This is a genomic window from Leifsonia poae (genome assembly GCF_050632195.1).
Taxonomy (GTDB): domain Bacteria; phylum Actinomycetota; class Actinomycetes; order Actinomycetales; family Microbacteriaceae; genus Leifsonia; species Leifsonia poae_C.
This window is the reverse complement of sequence record NZ_CP192580.1, coordinates 1,297,567-1,322,152: the sequence shown is the minus strand read 5'-3', so window position 1 is coordinate 1,322,152 and position 24,586 is coordinate 1,297,567. Positions and strand designations below refer to the sequence as shown.

Here is a 24,586-nt window from a genome sequence, read left to right as displayed (position 1 = left end):
AAGGGCCATAACGTGCCCAGTTTCGATCTTGTTCCCACAAATCGCTATTCGTGTTGCGTGGTGTTGCGCGATGTCGCCCGGATCACCTGCGGAGTGAGCGCGAGAACGATCCCGACGACCGCCGGTACGAGGAGCGCCCAGCCGAGATCCGCGCGCGCGTAAAAGCCCTGGAAGCTGCCGACGGCGACGGCGATCTGGAGGATCTGAATGGTCACTGCCGACGCACGCGACCAGCCGCGCCCTCGGAGTGCCGCGATCGCGGTCGCCGTGACCCACACGGCGGTGAGAACGACCAGGGCGAAGATCGCGATGGCGCTCGCGTACGACTCCGGAACCACGGTCAGGAGCTCGACGAGCAACCAGACCGCCACACCGGCGACGAGAACGGCCTCGAGAAAGAGGATGACCGCGAGTGCGATCAGCAGCGGCGGCCGGGTGGATTCGCCCCGCTGGGGGTCGGGACTATATCATTCATGGGTTTCCGACTCGTGTTCACAGCGTTATCTCATACAAAACTATTGATTCGAGTTAACTGCTATGGGAGCATATTTGAGGTCGAGTTAGCGCTCACAGGGTCGTGGGCAGGTCTATTCCCCACGGATCACTGAACCCTGTAGCTCGACTGCTTACCACGCATTCTAGGCCGATCGGCCATGCACACAGCAACTGAAGGAGCACCCCCATGGACTGGCGCGATAAAGCTGCCTGCCTCACCGCGGACCCCGAACTTTTCTTCCCTGTCGGGAACACCGGGCCCGCCGTCGACCAGATCGACAAGGCGAAGGCCGTGTGCGCCCGGTGCACCGTCACAGAGATCTGCCTGCAGTACGCCCTCGAGACCGGTCAGGACTCGGGCGTCTGGGGCGGTCTGTCCGAAGACGAGCGACGCGCCCTCAAGCGCCGCGCCGCTCGCGCCCGCCGCGCCTCCTAGGCCGCATCCCGACTACTCTGCGGCTCCCTCACACACCTAGCGACCGAGGGAGCGCAGGGGAATCGGTCACCCCGGATACATACGGGCTCAGAGCTTTGTGAGATACCGCAGCGGAACCTCGATGGTCACCTCGGTTCCCTGCCCCATCATCGTGTGCCAGTCGATCGTTCCACCGAGCTCGCCCTGGATGAGCGTGCGGACGATCTGCGTGCCGAGTCCGCTGCCGACCTTGCCCTCGGGCAGCCCGGAGCCGTTGTCGACCACCTTGACGGTGAGCAGATCCTCCGAGCGCTTGGCGATGATCTCGACCTGACCCTCTCGGCCGACCAGGCCGTGCTCCACCGCGTTGGTGACGAGCTCTGTGAGGGCGAGGGCGAGCGGCGTCGCATACTCACTGGGCAGCGATCCGAAACTGCCGGACGATTTGGGATGCACTGTCGTGTTGTGACTGGACGCCACCTCGGCCACGAGGAGCAGCACGCGATCGAAGACGTCGTCGAAGTCCACGATCTGCGCGAGACCGGTTGAGAGCGTGTCGTGCACGACGGCGATCGCGGCGACACGGCGCATCGCCTGGCTGAGCGCCTCACGCACCTCCTCGGAGTGAGTACGGCGGGCCTGGATGCGCAGGAGGGAGGCCACGGTCTGCAGGTTGTTCTTGACCCGGTGGTGGATCTCGCGGATGGTCGCATCCTTGGTGATCAGCTCGCGCTCCTGGTGACGCATCTCGCTGACATCGCGGCAGAGCACGATCGCGCCCACCCGCTCCCCGTGGTTGCGGATCGGGATGGCGCGGAGCGACACGGTGACGCCACGGGCCTCGATGTCGGTCCGCCAGGGCGCGCGGCCCGTCACGACGAGCGGGAGCGACTCATCCACCGTCATCCGGCCCGTCAGTAGGCGTGTGGTGACGGTGGCGAGCGATTCGCCCTCCAGCTCATCGGTGAAGCCCATCCGGTTGAACGCCGACAGCGCGTTCGGGCTCGCGAAAGTCGTGACGCCGTCGACGTCGAGCCGGATCAGACCGTCCGAGGCACGAGGAGCCCCCGGCGTGGGCCTGTCGGTGCGCCGAGGTCGGGGAAGTCGCCGGTGGCGATCATGTTGAACAGGTCGTTCGCGCAGTCGTTGAACGTCAGTTCCTGGCGGCCGGGCGTGCGTGCCTCGCTCAGGTTGGTGTGCCGCGTGATGACCGCGACAGGGAGGTCTGCGGTCTTCTGCGAGTTGATGGTGAGTCGACGGATCACGGGAACCGCTCTGACCCTGGTCGGTGTCTCCTCGAACCAGTCCGGTGCAGAGGTGTCGATGATCTGCTTCGTCTCGTAAGCCTGAGTGACCTGCTGCTGCCACTCGGCCTTGATCCGCTGCCCGACGAAATCCCGGTAGAAAAGCGTCGCGGCACTGGACGGACGCGCGTGCGCGACGGCGACGAAACTGTCATCCGAGGTCGGAACCCACAGCACGATGTCGGCGAACGCCAAGTCGGCCAGCAGCTGCCAATCGCCGACGAGACCGTGCAGCCATTCGACGTCGGCCTCCGAGGAGCGGCCTTGGGCAAGCACGAGATCACTGAGCGTCGACACGGCCTCTAGTCTAGGCAGATCCCCGAAGCAATGACGAAAGTTATCCACACCGCGTTGGTGCCCTGGACACTCCGCAGCGCCCCCTGATTGAGTTACTGCCACGCGACGTCCGACGGGAGCGGGGTGGTTCTCCGGAGTCGTGCGACAGCGCCGCAGCGCGGCATCCGATTGAGGGGAATCCTTTCGATGAGCACACCACTCGAGCTCGACCGCAGCCTCCACCCGGCGACGCAGGCGAGCGCAACGACGGCGCCGATCAAGTCGACGCAGAGACGCTTCCGCCACGTCACCCCGCCGCCGCGCACGGTCGAGGAACCCAGCCAGCATGTGCTCGACTTCGACGGGCGCGTGAGACGGTCCGGCGAACTTGTCGACCCGACGCCGCTGCTCGTCAATCTCGCCCGCTGCGTCACCGAAGTCATCGCCGGGGTGCGGTCGCTCGACCAACTCGCACGCTGGGTGTCCGACGACGTGTATCTGACGCTCCTCCGCCGCGTCACCATCGCGGCACGGTCGCGAGCGATCACGGGCGGGCAGGCCCGGCGTCCCCGTATCACGATCGGGGATCCGCGGGTCACGCATCCTGCAGGCGGGGTCGTCGAGGCGGTGGTCATGGTGCACCAGCCCGCCCGCTCCAGAGCGGTGGCCATCCGTCTCGAGACCGTCCACGGTCGCTGGCGCGCCAGCGTGATCACTGTGCTGTAGGGGGTGCCGCCCGCTCGCATCCTGGGCGGAACGCACTGTGGCCGCCCCTCTCGGGACGGCCACAGGTGGTTTCAGGATGCTCGACTAGCGCTTCTTGCCCTGCGCGCGCCGCTCGGCACGGTTGGCCGGAGCTGCCTCGTCGCTGTCGATCTTCTGACCGAACGCGCCGCGCTGGGTCGCACCCTGCGCGGGCGGAGCGGCCGGAGCCGCCTGCTGCTGCGCGGCACGCTGAGCGCGAGCCGTGGCAGCCTGCTCGATCTGGCCGCGCTGATTGCGCACCTCGACGCCGCCGTCATCGCTGGGAGCCGAGTAGCTGAGTGCGGTATCGCCCTGGCCGCGGCCGAGCCCCTTGGCCGCGACGTTGGGAGCCTCGACCTCTCCAGGAGCCTGGTTGACCTCGACCTCCAGGTTGAACAGGAAGCCGACGGTCTCCTCGCGGATGGAGCCCATCATCTGCTGGAACATGGCATAGCCCTCGCGCTGGTACTCGACCAGCGGGTCGCGCTGAGCCATCGCCCGCAGACCGATGCCGTCCTTCAGGTAGTCCATCTCGTAGAGGTGGTCCCGCCAGCGGCGATCGATCACCGAGAGCACGACGCGACGCTCGAGCTCGCGCATGGCGGGCGAACCGAGCGACTCCTCGCGGTTCTGATACGCGATGCGGGCGTCGGACAGGATCTCCCGACGCATGAAGTCGCGATTGATCTTGCCCTTGTTGCCGGCCTCCGTGATGACCTCGTCGATCGTCACACCCACCGGATAGAGGGTCTTCAGCTCGCTCCACAGGGCGTCGAAGTCCCAGTCGTCGCCATTGCCGTCACCGGTGTGGGCGTCCAGGATGTCGTCGATCACCGCGGTGAGGAACTGCTGGGTGCGCTCATGCAGGTCGTCGCCCTCGAGGATGTGCCTGCGGTCGCCGTAGATGGCCTCGCGCTGGCGGTTGAGGACATCGTCGTACTTGAGCACGTTCTTGCGGATCTCGGCGTTGCGGGCCTCGACCTGCGACTGGGCGCTCCGGATGGCACGGCTGACGACCTTGGACTCGATGGCGAGGTCGTCGGGCACGTTTCCACGGCCCATCAGGCTCTCAGCGGCGCCGGCATTGAAGAGACGCATGAGGTCATCGGTGAGGGACAGGTAGAACCGGCTCTCTCCCGGGTCGCCCTGGCGCCCGGAACGACCGCGCAGCTGGTTGTCGATTCGGCGCGACTCGTGTCGCTCCGTGCCGAGAACGTACAGGCCGCCGACCTCGATGACCTTGTCGGCCTCTTCCTGCACCTTCGCCTTGACGTCGGTGAAGACCTGGTCCCACTCGGCCTCGTACTCGTCGGGAGTATCGACCGGCGAGAGGCCACGGTTGTTCATCTCGGCGACGGCGAGGAACTCGGCGTTGCCGCCGAGCATGATGTCGGTTCCGCGGCCGGCCATGTTGGTGGCGACGGTGACGGAGCCGAGACGACCGGCCTGCGCGACGATCGCGGCCTCACGGGCGTGGTTCTTCGCATTGAGGACCTCGTGACGCACGCCCTTCTTGGCGAGCAGGCGCGACAGGTACTCGCTCTTCTCGACGCTCGTCGTACCGACCAGGACAGGCTGGCCCTTCTCGTGGCGAGCGGCGATGTCTTCGACGACCTGGGCGAACTTGGCCTGCTCGTTCTTGTAGACGAGGTCGGACTGGTCTTTGCGCAGCATCGGCTTGTTGGTGGGGATGGGCACCACGCCGAGCTTGTACGTGCTCATGAATTCCGCGGCCTCGGTCTCGGCCGTTCCGGTCATGCCGGAGAGTTTCTTGTAGAGGCGGAAATAGTTCTGCAGCGTGACCGTGGCGAGGGTCTGATTCTCCGCCTTGACCTCGACGCCTTCCTTGGCCTCGATCGCCTGGTGAATGCCCTCGTTGTACCGACGGCCCATCAGGATGCGGCCGGTGTGCTCGTCGACGATGAGCACCTCGCCGTTCATCACGACGTAGTCCTTGTCGCGCTTGAACAGGGCGTTGGCCTTGATCGCGTTGTTGAGGAACGAGATGAGCGGGGTGTTGGCCGACTCGTACAGGTTGTCGATGCCGAGGTAGTCCTCGACCTTCTCGATACCAGGCTCGAGCACGCCGACCGTGCGCTTCTTCTCGTCCACCTCGAAGTCGACCTCGGGCTCGAGGCGCTTGGCGAGGCTCGCGAATTCGTTGAACCAGCGGTTCGCCTCGCCTGAGGATGGACCCGAGATGATGAGCGGGGTACGCGCCTCGTCGATGAGGATCGAGTCGACCTCGTCGACGATCGCGAAGAAGTGTCCGCGCTGCACCATGTCGCTGGCCTGCCACGCCATGTTGTCGCGCAGGTAGTCGAAGCCGAACTCGTTGTTCGTGCCGTAGGTGATGTCGGCCGCATACTGCTCGCGGCGCTCTTCCGGTGTCTGACCGGCGAGGATGACACCGGTCGACATGCCGAGGGCGCGGAAGACGCGGCCCATCAGCTCGGACTGGTAGCTCGCGAGATAGTCGTTGACCGTGATGACGTGCACGCCACGGCTGGCGATGGCGTTCAGGTATGCGGCGGTGGTGGCGACCAGGGTCTTGCCCTCACCGGTCTTCATCTCGGCGATGTTGCCGAGGTGCAGGGCCGCGCCACCCATGATCTGGACGTCGAAGTGACGCATTCCCAGGGTTCGTTTGGCCGCTTCGCGAACCGCGGCGAATGCCTCCGGCAGCAGATCGTCGAGGGACTCGCCGTTGCTGTACCGCTCGCGCAGTTCGACGGTCTCGTTCGTCAACTCGTCGTCGGTCAGTTCGCTGAAGTCATCTTCGAGCGCGTTCACGGCTTTGGCGTATGCCTCCAGCCGACGAAGGGTGCGGCCCTCGCCGACGCGAAGAACCTTTTCCAGTACTGAGGCCACCTATGCACTCCACTTGGTCTGTTCAGGGCGACGATCGCCCGTGTCGAAACTCTCCCATGCTAGTCGGTCAAACGGGTGCTTACCTGAGAGCACAAGTCGATGGATGCCGCCGCCTGGGCGGCATCCATCGACACTGCGGATGAATGTGTTCTCAGCTGTTGAGCTTGCGACTCGCGGTCGCCGCCTCCTGCAGCTCCTCCGCCTCCTCGTCGAGCGAGATCACGCCGTAGTCCCAGCCTTTGCGGCGATAGACCACGCTGGGGCGCTCGGTGTCGTGGTCGATGAAGAGGTAGAAGTCATGACCGACCAATTCCATGTAATACAGGGCGTCGTCGACGCTCATCGGCATCGAGGCGAAGACCTTCGTGCGGATGACGACGGGGCTGTAGTCGTCTTCGGCCTCGGGGGCCGCCTCCGCTTCGCCGGACACGACGGGGATGCTCCCCGTGCGAACCTGGTCGAGCACGGCCACCGGAGCGGCCGCGATTCCCACAGCACTGAAGCCGTCGGTGCTCGCTTCGCGGAGCGAGGTCGGCCGACGTTGACCGCGATGGACCTTGCGACGATCCTTGGCGCGGCGCACCCGTTCGAGGAGCTTCTGAATCGCGACGTCGAATGCCGCGTACTTGTCTGTTCCCGTCGCTTCTGCGCGTACGACAGCCCCAGGACCCACGAGAGTGAGTTCGACGCGGTCGTTGCCGAGCTGGCCGCCGAGTTTCTCGCTGTGACGGCTCACTTTGATCTCGAACGAGATGGCCCGTTCGGCGAGATGTGAGACCTTTGCGGTTTTCTCTGTCGCGTATTCGCGGAAGCGATCAGTGATGTCCAGGTTTCGTCCGACGATGTTGATGTCCATTCCGACCTCCCTGATCTGACGTGTCTCTCGCCCGAATCACGAAGGGCGGGTCATCCACGCCTTTTCGACTACCGTAGTGCCCTCCTGCCTCGATGTGAACCTGCAAAGTCGGTGGATCTCCGGAAGGTTCGCTTCGCGAATCCCGAGTCTGCCTGTGAGCTCGCCGAAGTGCGGTGTGGGCGATGGCGGCGGCCCCGACGACGCGACCGCCCACGGCCTCGATTGCCCGCGCCGCCTCTCGCACGGTCGCCCCTGACGTGACAATGTCGTCGACGATCAGGCAGAGTCTCCCCGACAGCTTCTGGGATGCGACGAATGACCCCGTTCGATTGCGCTCGCGCTGCCGCGACGTCAATCCGACCTGATCGGAACCTTGTCGTTTCAGGGTCAGCGAGCGCCGAGCCGGTGCAAGCCCAGCGCGACGAAGGGCAGCTGCCGTCGGATGGTAGCCACGCTTCCGAAGGGCGGCTCGCGTCGACGGAATGGTGACGAGCACGACGCCCGCGGCACGGTCAACAGCCGGCAGAGACGCAAGAGCTGCGGCGACGGATGCTCGAACTGCGACGGCCAGCGGAGCGACCGCATCCGTTCGGCCGCCGTCTTTGTAAGCGACGAGAACGGCCCGTGCCACACCGGAGTAGTCGAGCGATGCCCAGACCGGAGGCCCGGCGCCGCTGTCGTGGACGGCCGCCGGCTTTGGAGCCAGGGCGCGGAGACAGGTGCCGCAGAGCGACCGGTCTGCGCCTCCGCAGCCGCTGCACGCAACGGGCAGCAGGACGGCGAGCGCATCGAGCACCGCTGTTCGCATGAGCGGGATGGCGATTGTCAGGACTTCTTCAAGGGGCATGGGTCGAGCATCCCCGACCGCGATGCCGGACAATGCGCCCACCCTGGACCCGTGGAGAACTCTCGAAATGACGTCCCTGGGGAGGGTGCCCTACGGCTGACCCAGTTGGACGGCGACGGCTCCGACCTTGTCGGCCTGGGCCTGCCACCCGGTTCCCGTCGGCGCCTGAAGAGACCCACCCGAGGTCAGCACGAGGTAGCGGGACAGTCCGCCCGCACCGACGATCGTGACCCCACCTGCCGGCCCGGCCGTCGACGTGAGCTGGCCCCCGATGGTCTGCTCGGAGATCGATGTCCCGTCCGCGCCTGTCGTACTGAGGACCACGACTCCCAGTTCACCTGTCCAGGCGACCGATTGCGGGGTGCCCGGGCCTATGGCGAGTTCCAGTGGTTCGCTGAGCGCGGTCGGGAGTCCGTTTTCGCCTCGGGTGATGCCGACGGTCACGAGCGAGTAAACACTTCCGGATTGGAGAACAGCCACCAGGCGCGTACCGTCGCGCGACACCGCGAACGAGACGATGCGGGTCGCCCCCGGCCATTCGGTCTTCACGGCGTGGGCGGCGCCATCCTGACCGTAGACCTGCAGGGCACCGGGCGTCGCCGACGGCACCGACCAGAGCCACCCGTTGTTGTCGATCGCAGGCGCGATCAAGCCGGCACGCGAGTCCACCTTGAGCGCATCGGCGCCCTTGCGCACGAAATACGCGGATTGCTGTGAGAGCACCGCGGCCTGATCACGTGACGCGTCGAGTGCGACGGCCGACGGCTGCAGCGCGACGATCCGATCGCTGAGACCGCTGATGTCGGTGACCGTGGTTCCGCTGAGCAGCCCGAAGGAGCCGGACCGATACACGATCGGGTGGGAGTCGACCGGTGGATCCTGGGTGGGTGTGTTGGCGGCGCTGAGCGGCGATATCTGCTGCACGCTGCCTTCGATCGAGAGCTGCACCGATTGGGCGAGCGTGCCGAGGCTCAGCTCGAGCTGGAGCTGCATCCGCTGCAAGGTCAGCGAGTCGGCACGCCCCGCCTCAGCGCTGAGATCGACCCTGGCCTCACCGCCGACGGCGGTGACCGCGGGCACCGAGAGTTCTGTGCCCTGCGGGAAGGCGCTGATCACCGCGCCGGCGAGCCACTTCGATGGGCCGGCGAGCACCGCCTTGGTCGCCCGGGTCGCCGCTGTGGCGACGCGGGCGGGGAACCAGCGCGCATCCGGAACCACGTAGCGCGAGTCGGGACTGTAGAAGTAGATCGTCTGCTGCGAGTACACCGCGCGGAACGTCGGGTCGTCGATCACGACACCGTTGGGCGCGACGGCTATCCGCCACTCACCGCCTTCCTTGCGCACCTGGTACTCCAGCGTGACCGGAGCCGATGTGGCGACAGGATGATAGGCGCCGACGCTGTCGACGTTCGCCACGGGCGCCACGTCCAGCGTCCACTGAGTGCCGTCATTCTCGAGCGTGCGGCTGCGTCCGTCGTCGACCGTCACCGACTCATCCGGATTCCAGCTGGCGGACATGGTGGACGTCAGGTACTCGCGCGCGATCTGGAACCCGTTCTTCGGGCTCGATGCCGCGTCGATGAAACCCTGCACGATGCGTTGCGGGGATGCGCCGGGTTCGGGAGGCGACGGATTGAAGTCGAGGTCGAGTGGATCGGTGACCTGGGCGATCGGTGCGCCTCGACGCACCGGTCCGGCCTGCGGGATGCTGGCGCAAGCGGCAAGTGTGGAGAGCATCAATACAGCGAGCCCGGCGGTCAGGATGCGCGCGGCGCGGCCCCGGGTCCGCCAACCCGACAGTGTGCTCTTGCTCATGCGCGGGCCTCCGTCTCGGTGCCGACGGCGGAGCCGGACCGCACATCCGTCGCTCCGGCGTCGGACGGCGGCAGCGGCAGTGGTGATGAGGCGATCTCACGCCCTGCGACCCGAGGCAGGGTCAGCCGGAAGCACGAGCCGGCGCCCGGCGCCGACCACACCTGCAGCCACCCGGCGTGCAGCGTGGCGTCTTCGAGAGAGATGGCCAGCCCGAGGCCGGTGCCGCCGATGGTGCGCTTGCGGGACGGGTCGGCTCGCCAGAAGCGGTCGAACACGTGATTGACCTCCTGCTGACTCATGCCGAGCCCGTAGTCGCGAACCGTGAGGGCGACGGCGCTCTCGTTGCTGTCGACCGTCACGATCACCGGCTTGCCTTCACCGTGCTCGATCGCGTTGCCGAGCAGGTTCCGCACCACCCGACGGATGCGCCGCGGATCCATCCCGACATCGAAGTAGCCGCCCGGCGCGTCCAGTCGCAGCTCAGTGCCGTTCTGATCTGCCAGGGTGCGCATCTCGTCGACGGCGTCGTCGGCGAGGCGGACGAGGTTCGTGGGCTCTGGTTCGAGCGCGACGGAGCCGGCGTCGTACCGGCTGATCTCGAGAAGGTCGGAGAGCAGTCGATCGAAGCGCTCGATCTGGGTGTGCAGAAGCTCAGCGGTGCGCTCGGTCGCCGGCGGAAAGGTCTCCCGCTGGTCGTAGATGACGTCGCCCGCGAGACGGATCGTCGTCAGCGGCGTGCGCAACTCGTGCGACACATCCGAGACGAAACGCTGCTGGAGCTGTGACAGCGTTGCGAGCTGAGTGATCTGGCTCTGGAGGCTGTCGGCCATCCCGTTGAACGAGCGCGCGAGCGACGCGAAGACGTCTTCGCCCCGCTCCGGGATTCGCACGGCGAGATCTCCTGCAGCGAGCCTTTCGCTCGTCTCGGCGGCGACCCGGATGGGCTGCACGACGAATCGCACGATCACCCACGTGATCGCCCCGATGAGCAGGATGAGCGCGAGCCCGGCCAGCGCGAGCGTCCCCTGCACGAAGACCAGGGTGTTCTCGGCGTCGCGCAGGTCGTATCCGATGTAGAGCTCGTAGTGCCCGTAGCTCGGGAGCGTGATCTGGGTGCCGACGATGATGCCGGGGTCTGTTCCGCCGTCTGCGCCGGGCAGCGCGACCGACTGGTAGTACTGCTTCGTTCCGCCCTTCTGCACCTGTGCGCGCAGTTCGTCGGAGATGACGTTGGTGAGGCCGGGGCTCGACCTGTCCGGCGGCGATGGCGTCGCCGCATCCTGACCGGGCACGCGGAATGCTGCGATGAGACGACTGGATGTGGCCGACTGCACATACTGCAGCGCGGAATTCAGAAGGTTCCTACCCGCGTCGCCAGTGGATGCGTCCGAGGCGTTCAGTGTCGACTGTGCGGTCGTCGTCGCTCTGCTGGAGTCACGCAGCGCCTGGTCGAGTCGCGACTGGTAGAGGTCGTTGCTGATGCTGAGAGACATGTAGATGCCGGTCACGAGGATGGCGGCGCCGGTCAGCAGCAGGGTGATCGCGACCGTGCGCACCTGAAGGGAGGTGCGCCAGAGCCGCGCAAGCTGCGACGGCACCTGCCGCCACCACTGTCCGTCCATCCACCGGTACCGCATGAGAAGGCTCGCGCTACGTGACTGCGCCGGCGCGGTAGCCGACGCCGCGCACCGTCATGACGATCTTGGGGTTGTCCGGGTCCTGCTCGACCTTTGCGCGCAGGCGCTGCACATGCACGTTCACGAGTCGCGTGTCGGCCTTGTAGTGGTAGCCCCAGACCTGCTCGAGCAGCATCTCGCGGGTGAAGACCTGCTGCGGCCGGGAGGCGAGCGCGAGCAGCAGGTCGAACTCGAGCGGGGTGAGGTTGATGCGCGCATCCCCGCGCTTCACCTCGTGGCCGGCCACGTCGACGACGAGGTCGCCGATGCGCAGCAGTTCGGCAGCGGCCGAGGCGGATGCTGGACGCAGTCGCGTGCGGATGCGGGCGACCAGCTCCTTCGGGTTGAACGGCTTGACCATGTAGTCGTCGGCGCCGGACTCCAGGCCCTTGACCACATCCGCCGTGTCGGACTTCGCGGTCAGCATGATCACCGGAGTGCCGGACTCGGCCCGGATGCGCGCGCACACCTCGATGCCGTCGAGACCGGGCAGCATGAGGTCGAGCAGCACCAGATCGGGCTTGGTGGAACGGAACGTGTCGACGGCGAGCGCGCCGTCTTCGCAGAAGACCGGATCGAAACCCTCGGTTCGCAACACGATGCCGATCATCTCGGCGAGCGCGGTGTCGTCGTCGACAACCAGGATGCGACTGTTCATGTCCCCGTTTCCCACAACCCGTTCCCCGCGGCGAGCGACGCGGATGTCTGGCATAACAGTAGCCGAGACACCTGCGCTCCCCCCGAATGCAAGCAAAAAGTACCCTGTGGGCGGGACAGTGCGACCGGCGCGATTGTGCCAGCATGGGACGACTACGCACCGCGCGCGGGGAGTGAGGAGCACGGCGTGACCGACGAACAGAACTGGCAGGCACCGGGGACACAGCCGCCTGCACAGGGTGCGCCACAGCCTGCTCCGGGTACGCCACCGCCTCCGCCGCAGTACGGCGAGTACGGGCAGCAGCCGCCGTCGTACGGCTACGGGCAGCAGCAGCCGGGGTACGCACCGCCGCGCGGATACGGGCAGCAGCCGTACGGGCAGCAGCCCGGCTGGACTCCCCTCCGAAGCCGGGCCTGATCCCGCTGCGCCCGCTCAGCTTCGGAACCCTGATCGGCGCACCCTTCCAGGCTTTGCGGCGTAACCCCAAGATCACGGTCGGCGCAGCACTGCTGATCCAGACCATCCCGTCGATCGTGGTCAGTCTGCTCATCGTCGGCGGCGCCGCGCTGCTCTTCAGCAGGGTCGCCAATGCCGACAGCAGCGACCAAGCGGCCATCACCGCCGGCGCGATCGGCGGCTCGATCGTGCTCGGGCTGCTCTCGATCGCCATCTCCGCGATCTCGGGCGCGCTCCTGCAGGGCGTCGTTGTCGGCGAGGTCGCGCGCGGCACGGTGGGCGAGAAGCTGTCGTTCCGTTCGCTCTGGCAGCTCGTGAAGGGTCGCATCGGGGCGCTGATCGGCTGGACGTTCCTCCTCTCTATCGGCTGGATCGTGGCCGTCGGGCTGGTGATCCTGGTGGCAGTGGCCCTGTTCGCCCTCGGCGGCGGTCCGGGCATCGGCGGCGGAATCGCGGTCATCATCTTCGGCGGGTTCGGCCTCATCGCTCTCGCCATCTGGATCAACACCAAGCTCGTGATGGTCCCCAGCGCACTCGTTCTGGAGCGGCTGACCATCAGGCAGGCCGTCGTACGGTCGTGGACGCTCACCCGCGGATACTTCTGGAAGACGTTCGGCGTCATCGCCCTGATCGCGGTGATCGTCTACGCGGTCGTGCAGATCATCTCGACGCCGTTCAGCATCCTGGGCGGCCTGCTCGGTGGGATCTTCGCCCCCACCTCCCTCTCGTCGGGTAACCCCGCAGGGTTCTCGCAGCTGCTCGTCACTCAGCTCGGCGTGAACATCCTGGCCAGCGTCGTCGGAGCGATCGTCGGAGCGATCATGTCGGTCGTGCAGACGGCGACCATCGCCCTCCTCTATCTCGACCTCAGGATGCGCAAAGAAGGCCTCGACCTGGAGCTGGTGCGTTTCGTCGAGGCCCGGCAGGCCGGGCGCACGGATGTCCGTGATCCCTACCTCCCACCGCTACAGCCCGCGCCCGGGTACGGACCGACGGCACCCGGCGGGTACTACAGCCCGCCCGGTCCCCCGCCGGGCTCGTATCCCCCGCCCTCCGCATGATCCTGTCGACCGCCGGGGTCTTCCCTGTCGACGTCCCCGTCGACCCCAGTTCGCCGGAAGCGCAGCGCTGGATCCAGGAGGAGCTTGCCAAGCCGGAATATCAGGCTGCGAAGCCGACCTGGTTCGACATCGCCTCGAAGGCGGTCATGGACTGGATCGGCTCTCTCTTCCAGGGCCCGGGCGGAAACGCGGGACCGGTGCTGCTGACTGTGATCGTGCTGCTCATCGCCGGGCTGATCGTCGCGGCCTTCTTCATCTTCGGGCGACCGAGGCTCAACCGTCGCACCGCGGAACGTCGATCCGTGTTCGGCTCCGATGACGCGCGAACGGCGGAGCAGCTCCGCATATCCGCCGCGGGTGCCGCGCGCGCAGGCGATTGGGTCCTGGCCGTCGAGGAGCAGTTCCGGGCAATCGCGCAGGGCTTGGACGAACGCACGATCGTCACGGTCTCGCCGGGCACGACGGCTACGGAGTTCGCGCTGCTCGCCGCGGGCGCTCTCCCGCACGAGCGGGAGCGGCTCGTCTCGGCGGCTCGCGTCTTCGACGGCGTGCGCTACCTCGATCGGCCGGGGACCGAATCCCAGTACCAGCAGCTCGTCGCTCTCGACACAAGCCTTCAGCAGGCCAAGGCCGACCAGGCGGCGATGGCCGGATGACCGACACGCTCGAGCGCAGCAACGCAGGCCCGAACAGTGCGGGCGGGGCGGGCAGCGATTCTGCGCGCCCGGCGGAGGCGACCGCGGTCTCGCCCACGATCCGGCAAGCGGGCAGGCGGAGCATCCCGTGGATCGTTCTCGCGGTGATCGCTCTTCTCGTCACGCTGCTCGGCATCCTGTTTTCGGGTCGAGGTGTGAACGCCGGAACGCCACTCGATACGACCAACCCGGGTCCGGTCGGAGCTCGCGCGGTCGCCGAGGTGCTCCGCCAGCAGGGCGTGACCGTCTTCACAGCGACCACTCTCAGTGAAGTACAAGACCACGCGACCGACGACACCACGGTGCTCGTCTACGACCCCGACGCCAACCTCGACTCCGCCGGATACGACGAACTCATGTCTGTGGCATCGACGATCGTCGCCGTCGAACCGGGATTCCAGGCGCTGAGTTCGCTCGCGCCCGGGGTGGATGCGGCGGGCGCGCCGGCGGGCGCCGGCCCTGTCGCCGCTGGATGCTCCCTGCCCGCCGCGGTCGCCGCCGGGCGCATCGACCCGCATCCGTCGACCAACACCGAAGGCGCGACCGTGCCGAGCACCTTCCGCCTCGGCGACACGGCGGCCACCGGATGCTTCCGCACGGGCACGAAGCAGTACTCGCTCGTGGAGGCGACCACCGACGGGCGTAAGGTGTTCGCCCTCGGTTCGGCGAGCATCCTGATGAACGATGGCGCCGCCCGATCGGGAAACGCCGCCCTCGCGCTGAACATGCTGGGCGAGCACCGCACGCTCGTCTGGTATCTGCCGAGCCTTCTCGACCGGCCCGTCACCGGTCCGCCCGACCTCTCGGCGCTCACGCCGGGCTGGGTCACGCCCGTCGTCATCCTGCTCTTGCTCGTCGCGATCGCGGCGGCCTTCTGGCGGGGTCGGCGCTTCGGGCCGCTCGTCGTCGAGAACCTTCCGGTCGTCGTACACGCCGGCGAGACCCGAGAGGGTCGAGCTCGGCTTTATCAACGATCGTCCGCCCGCCTCCGCGCCGCGGACGCGCTGCGCATCGGAGCGCTCGGCCGGCTCGCCGGGCTCAGCGGGCTTCCGCAGGCCGCGACGACCACCGAGATCGCGGACGCGGTCGCCGCGCTCACCGGCCGCGACAGACACGCCATTCGCACACTCCTCATCGACGGCGTTCCCGGCACCGATGCCGAATTGATCGCCCTCTCAGACCACCTGGCGGAGCTCGAACGAGCCACCGCGGCAGCCGTCTCCCCCACCGCGGGCGGACCGACCGGAAGAATGGATGCATGACCGACGTCACCACCGGAACAACAGCGGGCGCCGACGGCTACAACGCCGCGACGACACCGCCCTCGATCCCTGCACCGGCACACGCCGTCGCGGCCGGAGCCGCTCAGGACCCGGCCGCGCTGCGCCAATCGCTCAGCCGCGTGCGCACCGAGGTCGGGAAGGCCGTCGTCGGACAGGACGGCGCGGTGTCCGGCCTCATCATCGCGCTGCTCGCTCGCGGCCACGTACTGCTGGAGGGTGTGCCGGGTGTCGCTAAGACCCTGCTCGTGCGATCACTCAGCCACGCCCTGAGCCTCGACACCAAGCGCATCCAGTTCACCCCCGACCTCATGCCGGGCGATGTGACCGGATCGCTGGTCTACGACAGCAAGAATGGCGGCTTCGAGTTCCGCGAGGGACCGGTGTTCACGAACATCCTGCTCGCCGACGAGATCAACCGCACGCCCCCGAAGACGCAGTCTGCCCTGCTCGAGGCGATGGAGGAGCGTCAGGTCAGCGTCGACGGCGTGAGCCGGCAGCTTCCCGACCCGTTCATCGTCGCTGCGACGCAGAATCCGATCGAATACGAGGGCACGTACGCGCTCCCCGAAGCCCAGCTCGACCGCTTTCTGCTGAAGCTGACGCTCGAGGTTCCGGAGCGGGACTCGGAGGTCGAGGTGCTGCGTCGGCACGCGGCGGGTTTCAATCCGCGCGACCTGGCCGGGGCGGGCGTTACGCCTGTGCTCAGCGCGGCAGACCTCGAAGCTGCTCGCGCCTCGGCGGCAGCTGTCGGCGCGACCGCTGACGTGCTCGCCTACATCGTCGACCTGGCTCGCGCCACGCGGTCCAGCCCGTCCGTGAAGCTCGGTGTCAGCCCGCGCGGCACCACCGCCCTGCTGGCGGCCGCCAAGGCCTGGGCGTGGCTCTCCGGATACGAGTCGATCACGCCCGATCACGTGCAGGCCATGCTGCTCCCGGTCTGGCGGCACCGCGTGCAGCTGCGACCGGAAGCCGAGCTCGAGGGGGTCGGGGTCGACGCCATCCTGCGCTCGATCGTTCAGCAGGTCCAGGTTCCGATCTAGGAAGGCGCCATGACCCTTTCGGGACGATTCGTCGCCCTCCTCTGTCTCGGGATCGTGCCCGTGGTGCTGTTCGGCGCGCAGGCGGGCACGGCGTACCTCGCGTTCGCCGCATGGGTGGTGCTGAGCGTGGTGCTCGGTGTGCTCGATCTACTGCTCGCCGCATCCCCGCGCCGCGTCATCCTGGAGCGTCGACTGCCCGCGCGCGTACGGCTCGGTACGGAGGGGGCGGCCGAACTGCTCGTCACGAACACGGGAAGGCGCACAATCCGCGGGCAGCTGCGGGATGCGTGGGAGCCGTCGGCCGGGCTCGACCGCTCACGGCACCCGCTGGTCGTCCCGTCCGGGGAGCGCCGACGGATCACCGAGACCCTCACCCCGTGGCGGCGCGGCGAGCGGCGTGTCTCCGACGTGACCATCCGATCCTGGGGACCGCTGCATCTCTGGGCGCGACAGGCCACCCTGAGCGCGCCCGGGCGCATCCGGGTGCTGCCGCCGTTCGCATCCCGCAAACACCTGCCGTCGCGTCTGGCCCGGCTGCGTGAGCTCGACGGAATGACGAGTGTGCAGCTTCGCGGTCAGGGAACGGAATTCGACTCCCTTCGCGAATACGTGCGCGGCGATGACGTGCGATCGATCGACTGGCGCGCGACGGCACGTCGACACGACCCGACCTCCGGGAGCGGTGCCCGCGTCATGGTGCGCACGTGGCGTCCGGAACGCGACAGACGCGTCATTCTCGTCATCGACACTGCGCGCACTTCGGCCGCGAGAATCGAGAACGAACCGCGCATCGACACTGCGTTCGAGTCGGCCTTGCTTCTTGCGGCGCTCGCCAGCCGCGCCGGCGATCGCGTGGACCTGCTCGCGTACGACCGCACGGTACGCGGCCGCGTTCAGGGCGCGACCGGAGGCGATCTGCTCGCACGCATGGTCGACGTCATGGCCGGCATCGAGCCCGCCCTGATCGAGATGGACTGGAGCGCCGTGCCCACCCAAGTCGCGGCGATCACCAGCCAGCGCTCGCTCGTCGTACTGCTGACCTCGATCGAGGCGCCCGGCGCATCCCGAGGCCTGCTGTCGGTGCTGCCGCAGCTGGCGCGAAAGCACACGGTCGTCGTCGCGTCCGTGACGGACCCGGAGACGCTGCGCGCGACGGTCGATCGCTCGAACCGCGACGGGGTGTACCGCGCCGCCGCCGCCGAGCGTTCGTTGCTCGATGTCTCGCGCGTGACTGCCGCGATCCAGCGGTCGGGCGCGGATGTGGTCACCGGCTCCCCCGCCGACCTCCCGCCCGCCCTCAGCGACCGCTACCTCGCGCTGAAAGCCGCAGGCCGGCTGTAGGCGCTTGCGTCCTGAACAGACCACTCGTTTCAGGATGCGTAACGAGGGGTCGCAACACGCCGTCACGCCCCGTGCGCCAGCGGCGTGTTGCGACCCCTCGTTTGGCAACGGCGCCGCGGGAGCGACGTGGGCAGCGCGAGCGAGCGGAGCGTCAGCCGGCGACGACGCGGCGGGAGCCGGCGTCGAACTCGGCGAGGTCACCGGTCTCGCCCGCTCGCACGGCGCGACGGCCGAGGACGAGCATGTAGGCGAGGAACGCCGCCAGTGCCAGCGCGCCGATCGTGATCTTCAGCCACACCGGGAGCGACGAGGGGGTGACGAAGCCCTCGATCAGGCCGGACACGAAGAGGGTGATCGCGCATCCGATCGCCACGGTGAACAGGGCGCGACCGTCTTCGGCGAGCGCCTGGGCGCGGGTTCTTGCACCCGGCGCTATCCAGGCCCAGAAGATGCGGAGCCCCGCCGCCGCTGCCACGAAGACGCTGGTCAGCTCCAGCATCCCGTGCGGCAGGATGTACGAGAACATGACGTCACCGCGGCCGTAGGCGAACATGACCCCGGCCGCCGTACCCACACCGATCGCGTTCTGGATGAGCACGTACGGCACGTACACGCCGGTGATGCCGAACGCGATGCACTGCGCGGCGATCCAGGCATTGTTCGTCCAAACCTGGCCCGAGAAGGATGCCGCCGGATTGTTCGAGTAGTAGTCGATGAAGTCGTGCTCCACGTAGTGGCGCAGCTGCGCGTCCTGACCGAGGTTGGCCAGCACATCCGGATTGCCCGCGATCCAGATCGCGTACAGCGTCGACACGACGATGGTGCCGAGAGCGACCGCCAGCACGACCCACCGGATGCGGTACAGCGCGGCGGGCAGCTGCAGCACGAAGAACTGCGGGATCTGCGAGAACAAGTTGGCGCCCGCGCCCGTGAATCGCAGCCGAGCCGAGGCGAGCGCGACCGAGAGCCGGTCGCCCGTGGCGGTCGAGCCCGCGAGGGTCTTGATGGCCGACAGATCGGTGGCCCCCGACTGGTAGAGGTCGATGAGTTCGTCGGCCTCGCGACCGTCCAGACGCCGACGTTTGGCCAGCTGGGCAAGCCTGTCCCAGTCAGCACTGTGGGCTGCCGTATATGCGTCGAGATCCATCTGGTTAGATGATAGCCATGGCACCGGCTGCTGCGCCCTTCGAGACTCCCGGCGAGCGCGAACTCGTCACCGGGGAGGCCGTCGCGCTCGACGTGAAGCCCGCGAGCTACATCCTCCGCGCCGCGGGCACGGCCATCGACTGGCTCACATACATGCTCGTCATGTTCGGGGCCATTCTTGTGCTCGTGTGGACGGGCAGCGGCCTCGACGAGGCGCTCGGACGCACGCTCGTCGTGCTCATCCTGGTGTTCGGGATGGTGGTGCTCCCGACGACCGTCGAGCTCGCCACCCGCGGGCGCTCCCTCGGCAAGCTGGCCGTCGGAGCCCGCATCGTGCGCGACGACGGCGGAGCGATCGGATTCCGCCATTCGTTCATCCGTGCGCTCACCGGCGTGCTCGAGATCTTCATGACCGTCGGGGGCATCGCAGCGCTGACCGGCCTGCTCAACGCGCGCTCGAAGCGGCTGGGGGACCTCCTGGCCGGAACATACAGCCAGATGGAGCGCGTGCCGAAGGTCGCGACGCCGGTCTACGGCATCCCGCCTCACCTCGCCGCCTGGGCGTCGACCGCCGATGTCGGCAAGCTGCCCGATCGTCTCTCGCGCCGGATCGCCCAGTACGTGCGCCAGGCGGCATATCTCACGCCGGCCGCGCGCGCTGGGCTCAGCAGTGAGCTCGCGCAGGAGGCAGCCGCTTTCGTCTCGCCGTTGCCGCCCGCCGACGCGGAGACCTTCCTGCTCGTCGTGGCCGTGCTCCGGCGCGATCGGGATGCGACGGCACTGAGCCTGGAGCACGAACGCCTCGAGCGACTCCGGCCGACCCTCGCCGGCCTCCCCCACGACTTCCCGGAGCGATGACCATGCCCGACTACCGTGCCCACTTCGACGCGAGCGTGACGTTCGCCAACGGTGGCGGCCTCGAGGCGACCGGCTTTCGCCTCGACCTGCCGACGGATGCGCTCGACTCCTCCCAGATCGCCGAACTCTTCGTGCGCCACCTCGGCCTGGCACTGGTCGGGGATGTGCGTCTGAGCAACCTCGCGATCGTCGAGGAGCAGCACCGCGGCAGCAGAGGCGTCTCTGCGGATACGGTCGGCAAGCAGCCGAACGGCCGCAGGCAGGTCATCGACCTGAGCCACCGCATCCGGGCCGGACTGATCACCTACCCGGGGCTGCCTGCGCCCGTCATCACACCTCACCTCACGCGGGAGGATTCGCGCGCGAAGTACGCGCCCGGAACCGAGTTCGCCATGGACATCATCACGATGATCGGCAACACGGGCACCTATCTCGACAGCCCGTATCACCGGTACCCGGACGGCGGCGACCTGGCATCCCTCGACCTGGCATCCCTGGTGGGGTTGCCGGCTGAGGTCTTCCATCTCTCCGACGCCACCGATCGTGGCATCCCGGCCGATGTCTTCTGGGATCGCGACCTCGCCGGCTCGGCAGTCCTCCTCCACACGGGGTGGGATGCGTACTTCGGCACCCCCGCATACCTGACCGGCGCGCCCTATCTCACGGAAGCCGGCGCACGCCACCTCGTGGAGGCGGGCGTCACCCTCGTCGGCATCGACTCTCTCAACATCGACGACACGGAATCCGGCGGCGAACGGCCGGCTCACACGCTGTTGTTGAAGGCAGGCATCCGCGTCGTGGAACACCTCACCAACCTTGACGAGCTACCGGCGCAGGGAGCGACTTTCACCGCCGCCCCGCCGGCCGTCGAGCGCTTCGGGACGTTCCCGGTGCGGGCGTTCGCCGAACTCGGCTGACGGGCACCCACCCGGCAGACGTCAGCCGGCAGTCGTCAGTCGTGCAGGATGCGCTGGAACAGCACGTGGTCCTGCCAGCGCCCCGCGATGTTCAGATACGCCGGCGCGACGCCGATCCGCTCGAAGCCCGCACGGGTCAGCACCGTCTGCGAGGCGTGATTGTGGAGCAGAGTGGCCGCTTGGATGCGGTGCAGCCCGAAGTCGTCGCGCGACGCTTCCACGACGGCGCTGAGGGCAGCGGATGCGAGGCCGCGACCGGTGTGGTCGCGGTCGAGCCAGTAGCCGATCATGGCGCTCTGGAACGCTCCCCGCACGATGGACGTGAGGTTCATGATGCCCGCGATGCTGTCTCCATCGATGAGCACCAGGGGAAGCGCCGTGTCGACGTCACGAAGCGTGAGTGATTCGCGGGTGCGGGCCAACTGGCCCGCCTCCGTATAGAACTCCTCGGTGCGCGTCGGATCCCACTGCGCCAGGTGACCGCGGTTGCGGGCATAGGCAGCGGCGAGTTCGGCCGCGTCGTCCTCCCGAAGCACGCGGAGGACGAGGCCGCCCGGCAGCTCCCGGTCGCGGAACTCGAGCGCCATCAGTAGCGGTAGTGGTCGACCTTGTACGGGCCTTCCACGGGTACGCCGATGTAGCTCGCCTGCTCGTCGGTCAGGGTTGTCAGTTCGACGCCCAGTGCGTCGAGGTGCAGACGCGCGACCTTCTCGTCGAGGTGCTTGGGCAGCACGTAGACGCCGACCGGGTACTTCTCCGGAGAGACGAAAAGTTCGAGCTGGGCGAGTACCTGGTTGGTGAACGAGTTACTCATCACGAAGCTGGGGTGACCGGTGGCATTTCCGAGGTTCATGAGACGACCTTCGGACAGAACGAGGACGCTCCGTCCGGTGGGGAGCCGCCACTCGTGAACCTGGGGCTTGATCTCCACCTTCTGAGCGCCCTCGAGGGTCTCCAGACCGGCCATGTCGATCTCATTGTCGAAGTGGCCGACGTTCGCGACGATCGCCTGGTGCTTCATGGCGAGGATGTGGTCGACAGTGATCACGTTGAGGTTGCCCGTGCCGGTGACGAAGATGTCCACCTGGTCGACGACCGACTCGATGCGGGCGACCTGGTACCCGTCCATCGCCGCCTGCAGCGCGTTGATCGGGTCCACCTCGCTCACGATGACGCGTGCGCCCTGGCCGCGCAGCGCCTCAGCCGCGCCCTTGCCGACGTCGCCGTAGCCGGCGACGAAGGCGATCTTGCCGCCGATCAGCACATCCGTCGCCCGGTTGATGCCGTCGGGCAGCGAGTGACGGATGCCGTACTTGTTGTCGAACTTGCTCTTGGTCACCGAGTCGTTGACGTTGATCGCCGGGAACAGCAGCTCACCGTCGCGGAACAGCTCATACAGGCGGTGCACGCCTGTCGTGGTCTCCTCGGTCACGCCGATGATGCCGTCGGCGACCTTGCTCCACCGGTCGCTCGACTCGGCCAGCGAGGCCTTGAGGGCGGCGAGGATGACGCGGTACTCGTGGCTGTCGCCAGCGGCCGGCTCGGGCACGGCGCCTGCGAGTTCGAACTCGCGGCCCTTGTGCACCAGCAGCGTGGCGTCGCCGCCGTCGTCGAGGATGAGGTTGGGTCCCGTCCACTCCGCACCGGCGGCCTCGGCCTCGGCGGTCCAGTCGAAGATCCGCTGGGTGCACCACCAGTATTCTTCGAGGGTCTCGCCCTTCCACGCGAAGACAGGTGCGCCGGCGGGGGCGTCCGGTGTTCCGTGCGGGCCGACGGCGATGGCTGCGGCAGCCTCATCCTGAGTCGAGAAGATGTTGCAGCTCGCCCAGCGCACCTGCGCACCGAGGGCGACGAGGGTCTCGATCAGCACCGCCGTCTGCACGGTCATGTGCAGCGAACCGGCGATGCGGGCGCCGGCGAGCGGCTGAGAGGCGCCGAACTCCTCGCGGAGCGACATGAGTCCGGGCATCTCGTTCTCGGCGAGACGGATCTGATGCCGGCCGGCTTCGGCGAGACTGAGATCGGCGACGGCGAACGGCTGGGCGGTGGCTGTATCAGCGACGATGGAGGAGGCCATTGCTCCATTCTCGCATCCACTGCGGCCTCAGGCCGCAGATGACGGCCCCGATAGCTGGATATGGCCCGTTCAGGCGCGGATGAGCGCGAGCACCTCGTCGCGGAGACGCTCCATCGTCGGCCGGTCGCCGGCCTCGACGTTCAGGCGCAGAAGTGGTTCGGTGTTCGACGACCGCACGGAGAACCACCAGAACGGTTCGTCCCCTCCGACCAGACCGATCACGGTGAGTCCGTCGAGCTCGTCGAACTCCCCGCGGCCCGTGAAGGCTTCGACGATGCGGGTGAAAGCGGCCGGAACATCCTCGATCGTCGAGTTGATCTCTCCCGACATCGGGTACGGCGTGAATTCTGTCGAGAGTGCGGAGAGCGGGCGTTCCTGGCTCCCGAATTCTGCGAGCAGGTGCATCGCCGCGAGCATTCCGTTGTCGGCGCTCCAGAAGTCGCGGAAGTAGTAGTGGGCGGAGTGCTCGCCGCCGAAGACGGCTCCGGATTCGCGCATCGCGTCTTTGATCAGCGAGTGACCGACCCGGGTGCGGAGCGGCGTGGCTCCCGCGGCCTCGACGGTCTCGGGCACGATGTTCGAGGTGATCAGGTTGTGGATGACCGTGATCTCGGCATCCGGATCCGCCACCTGGGCGCGGGCGATCTCGCGCAGTGCGACGATGGCCGCGACAGCCGACGGTGTGACCGCGTCGCCCTTCTCGTCGACGACGAAACAGCGATCGGCATCACCGTCGAAGGCGAGACCGAGGTCGGCGCCATGCTCGACGACGGCCTTCTGCAGGTCGACGAGGTTCTTGGGCTCGAGCGGGTTCGCCTCGTGGTTCGGGAATGAGCCGTCGAGCTCGAAGTACATCGGCACGATCGCGATCGGCAGCGCGGGCAGCCCCGCGGCCTCGCCGAGCACGGCCGGAACGGTGAGCCCGCCCATCCCGTTGCCTGCATCCACGACGACCGTGATCGGCCGGATTGTGGAGAGGTCGACAAGGGAGCGCAGGTAGGCGGCGTAGTCGGCCAGCACATCCTGAGCCCGGATCGTGCCGGTCTCATCGACGGCGTCGATGCCGTCGTGCAAGTAGACCGCGGCCCGGTCGCTCACAGCGGCAAGACCTGTCTCGCGGCTGAGTCCCTGTGCACCCGCACGGGAGAGCTTGATGCCGTTGTACGTCGCGGGATTGTGGCTCGCCGTGAACATCGCCGCGTCTGCTTGAAGGGCTCCGGATGCGTAGTACGACTCATCCGTCGAGCACAGCCCGATGGAGACGACGTTGCCTCCGCGCGCCTGCGCACCGCGAGCGAAAGCCGCAGCGAAGGCCGGAGACGAGTCCCGCATGTCGTGCCCGACGACGACATCGCGGCCCGCGGCGCCGACCTCGTCGACGAAGGCCGCGCCGATGGCGGTGACGATCTCCTCGGTCAGATTCTCACCGACGAGACCCCGCACGTCGTAGGTCTTGACGACTTGGTCGAGGGATGCGCGGATCTGGTCGATGCTGGAGCTGCTCACGCCCCATAACCTACTTCACCGAACACCTCGTGCCGCACGATCTGCCAGCCCTGCGGGGCCGAGAGACGCTCGGCATGGATCGCGCACAGATCGTAGGCATGCGGCTCGTGCGTGTGACTGAGCGGTCCGAGCACGGCCATCGAATCGGCGTAGACGTAAGTGAGCGTGGCCACGGCGTCGCGCGGGCACGCCACGCGGGAACAGGGGCGGCTCAACATCGGGCTCAGACTACCGGAGCGGGGGCGTCGT

The 24,586-nt window shown here is 67.6% G+C and carries 22 protein-coding genes and 1 pseudogene; 10 read left to right on the top strand and 13 right to left on the bottom strand.

Annotated elements, in window-relative coordinates; genetic code table 11:
* Nucleotides 1–44 precede the first annotated feature (44 nt).
* Nucleotides 45–371, bottom strand: a complete 327-nt coding sequence (locus ACQ86A_RS06735; RefSeq protein ID WP_431279800.1) for a hypothetical protein — start codon at nucleotides 369–371, stop codon at nucleotides 45–47.
* Between the two features lie 311 nt (nucleotides 372–682).
* Here ACQ86A_RS06735 and ACQ86A_RS06730 point away from each other — a divergent pair, with 311 nt between their 5' ends.
* Complete coding sequence (locus tag ACQ86A_RS06730; RefSeq protein ID WP_018190103.1) at nucleotides 683–931, top strand: WhiB family transcriptional regulator; 249 nt, start codon at nucleotides 683–685, stop codon at nucleotides 929–931.
* An 87-nt stretch (nucleotides 932–1,018) separates the two neighbouring features.
* Here the strand turns inward: ACQ86A_RS06730 and ACQ86A_RS06725 are convergent.
* Nucleotides 1,019–2,511: pseudogene (locus ACQ86A_RS06725) on the bottom strand (sensor histidine kinase).
* Between the two features lie 186 nt (nucleotides 2,512–2,697).
* Here ACQ86A_RS06725 and ACQ86A_RS06720 point away from each other — a divergent pair.
* Entirely contained in the window at nucleotides 2,698–3,216 is a 519-nt protein-coding gene (locus tag ACQ86A_RS06720; RefSeq protein WP_431279799.1) for an Rv3235 family protein, read from the top strand.
* An 84-nt stretch (nucleotides 3,217–3,300) separates the two neighbouring features.
* Here the strand turns inward: ACQ86A_RS06720 and secA are convergent, their stop codons facing one another.
* The 6 genes from secA to mtrA form a co-directional block, all read right to left on the bottom strand.
* Nucleotides 3,301–6,105, bottom strand: a complete 2,805-nt coding sequence (secA, locus tag ACQ86A_RS06715) for a preprotein translocase subunit SecA (protein WP_431279798.1) — start codon at nucleotides 6,103–6,105, stop codon at nucleotides 3,301–3,303.
* 151 nt (nucleotides 6,106–6,256) lie between these two features.
* On the bottom strand, nucleotides 6,257–6,961 hold the full coding sequence (hpf, locus tag ACQ86A_RS06710) for a ribosome hibernation-promoting factor, HPF/YfiA family (RefSeq protein ID WP_431279797.1): 705 nt from the start codon (nucleotides 6,959–6,961) through the stop codon (nucleotides 6,257–6,259).
* Nucleotides 6,921–7,769 carry a ComF family protein gene (locus tag ACQ86A_RS06705; protein ID WP_431280391.1) on the bottom strand — a complete coding sequence of 283 codons (849 nt, stop codon included), beginning with the start codon at nucleotides 7,767–7,769 and terminating at the stop codon, nucleotides 6,921–6,923. The genes hpf and ACQ86A_RS06705 overlap by 41 nt, the downstream gene beginning before the upstream one ends.
* 129 nt (nucleotides 7,770–7,898) lie before the next feature.
* The gene (locus ACQ86A_RS06700) at nucleotides 7,899–9,623 is read right to left on the bottom strand and encodes a GerMN domain-containing protein (RefSeq protein ID WP_431279796.1); all 1,725 of its coding nucleotides are present in this window, start codon (nucleotides 9,621–9,623) and stop codon (nucleotides 7,899–7,901) included.
* Complete coding sequence (gene mtrB / locus ACQ86A_RS06695; protein ID WP_431279795.1) at nucleotides 9,620–11,245, bottom strand: MtrAB system histidine kinase MtrB; 1,626 nt, start codon at nucleotides 11,243–11,245, stop codon at nucleotides 9,620–9,622. Before mtrB ends, ACQ86A_RS06700 begins: the two co-directional genes overlap by 4 nt.
* Before the next feature lie 28 nt (nucleotides 11,246–11,273).
* Complete coding sequence (gene mtrA / locus ACQ86A_RS06690) at nucleotides 11,274–11,957, bottom strand: MtrAB system response regulator MtrA (protein ID WP_431279794.1); 684 nt, start codon at nucleotides 11,955–11,957, stop codon at nucleotides 11,274–11,276.
* Between the two features lie 186 nt (nucleotides 11,958–12,143).
* On the opposite strand from mtrA, the gene ACQ86A_RS06685 reads away from it, so the two are divergent.
* Genes ACQ86A_RS06685 through ACQ86A_RS06660 form a run of 6 tightly spaced genes read left to right on the top strand, consistent with a single transcriptional unit; the run spans nucleotide 12,144 to nucleotide 17,833 of the window.
* Nucleotides 12,144–12,374 (top strand): hypothetical protein, encoded by a 231-nt coding sequence (locus ACQ86A_RS06685; RefSeq protein WP_431279793.1) that lies wholly within the window; start codon nucleotides 12,144–12,146, stop codon nucleotides 12,372–12,374.
* A 53-nt stretch (nucleotides 12,375–12,427) separates the two neighbouring features.
* Nucleotides 12,428–13,474: a hypothetical protein gene (locus ACQ86A_RS06680; RefSeq protein WP_431279792.1), complete on the top strand. Its 1,047-nt coding sequence runs from the start codon at nucleotides 12,428–12,430 to the stop codon at nucleotides 13,472–13,474.
* A complete protein-coding gene (locus ACQ86A_RS06675) occupies nucleotides 13,471–14,130 on the top strand; it encodes a DUF4129 domain-containing protein (protein WP_431279791.1) in 660 nt (219 codons plus the stop codon). Before ACQ86A_RS06680 ends, ACQ86A_RS06675 begins: the two co-directional genes overlap by 4 nt.
* Nucleotides 14,127–15,431, top strand: coding sequence for a DUF4350 domain-containing protein (locus ACQ86A_RS06670; RefSeq protein ID WP_431279790.1), 1,305 nt, complete (start codon nucleotides 14,127–14,129; stop codon nucleotides 15,429–15,431). Before ACQ86A_RS06675 ends, ACQ86A_RS06670 begins: the two co-directional genes overlap by 4 nt.
* Nucleotides 15,428–16,492, top strand: coding sequence for an AAA family ATPase (locus ACQ86A_RS06665; protein ID WP_431279789.1), 1,065 nt, complete (start codon nucleotides 15,428–15,430; stop codon nucleotides 16,490–16,492). The genes ACQ86A_RS06670 and ACQ86A_RS06665 overlap by 4 nt, the downstream gene beginning before the upstream one ends.
* Nucleotides 16,493–16,501: 9 nt before the next feature.
* Nucleotides 16,502–17,833 carry a DUF58 domain-containing protein gene (locus tag ACQ86A_RS06660; RefSeq protein ID WP_431279788.1) on the top strand — a complete coding sequence of 444 codons (1,332 nt, stop codon included), beginning with the start codon at nucleotides 16,502–16,504 and terminating at the stop codon, nucleotides 17,831–17,833.
* A gap of 151 nt (nucleotides 17,834–17,984) precedes the next feature.
* On the opposite strand, the gene ACQ86A_RS06655 is transcribed toward ACQ86A_RS06660, so the two are convergent.
* Nucleotides 17,985–18,980 carry a stage II sporulation protein M gene (locus tag ACQ86A_RS06655; RefSeq protein WP_431279787.1) on the bottom strand — a complete coding sequence of 332 codons (996 nt, stop codon included), beginning with the start codon at nucleotides 18,978–18,980 and terminating at the stop codon, nucleotides 17,985–17,987.
* A gap of 17 nt (nucleotides 18,981–18,997) precedes the next feature.
* Here ACQ86A_RS06655 and ACQ86A_RS06650 point away from each other — a divergent pair, with 17 nt between their 5' ends.
* Nucleotides 18,998–19,837 carry an RDD family protein gene (locus ACQ86A_RS06650; protein WP_431279786.1) on the top strand — a complete coding sequence of 280 codons (840 nt, stop codon included), beginning with the start codon at nucleotides 18,998–19,000 and terminating at the stop codon, nucleotides 19,835–19,837.
* Nucleotides 19,838–19,839: 2 nt separating this feature from the next.
* On the top strand, nucleotides 19,840–20,754 hold the full coding sequence (locus ACQ86A_RS06645; protein WP_431279785.1) for a cyclase family protein: 915 nt from the start codon (nucleotides 19,840–19,842) through the stop codon (nucleotides 20,752–20,754).
* Nucleotides 20,755–20,789: 35 nt separating this feature from the next.
* Here the strand turns inward: ACQ86A_RS06645 and ACQ86A_RS06640 are convergent, their stop codons facing one another.
* The 4 genes from ACQ86A_RS06640 to ACQ86A_RS06625 form a co-directional block, all read right to left on the bottom strand.
* The gene (locus ACQ86A_RS06640) at nucleotides 20,790–21,341 is read right to left on the bottom strand and encodes a GNAT family N-acetyltransferase (protein ID WP_431279784.1); all 552 of its coding nucleotides are present in this window, start codon (nucleotides 21,339–21,341) and stop codon (nucleotides 20,790–20,792) included.
* A complete protein-coding gene (gene ahcY / locus ACQ86A_RS06635; protein WP_431279783.1) occupies nucleotides 21,341–22,831 on the bottom strand; it encodes an adenosylhomocysteinase in 1,491 nt (496 codons plus the stop codon). The genes ACQ86A_RS06640 and ahcY overlap by 1 nt, the downstream gene beginning before the upstream one ends.
* Nucleotides 22,832–22,900: 69 nt before the next feature.
* Nucleotides 22,901–24,337, bottom strand: a complete 1,437-nt coding sequence (locus ACQ86A_RS06630) for a phosphomannomutase/phosphoglucomutase (protein ID WP_431279782.1) — start codon at nucleotides 24,335–24,337, stop codon at nucleotides 22,901–22,903.
* Complete coding sequence (locus ACQ86A_RS06625; protein ID WP_431279781.1) at nucleotides 24,334–24,555, bottom strand: DUF3499 family protein; 222 nt, start codon at nucleotides 24,553–24,555, stop codon at nucleotides 24,334–24,336. The genes ACQ86A_RS06630 and ACQ86A_RS06625 overlap by 4 nt, the downstream gene beginning before the upstream one ends.
* Nucleotides 24,556–24,586: the final 31 nt, after the last annotated feature.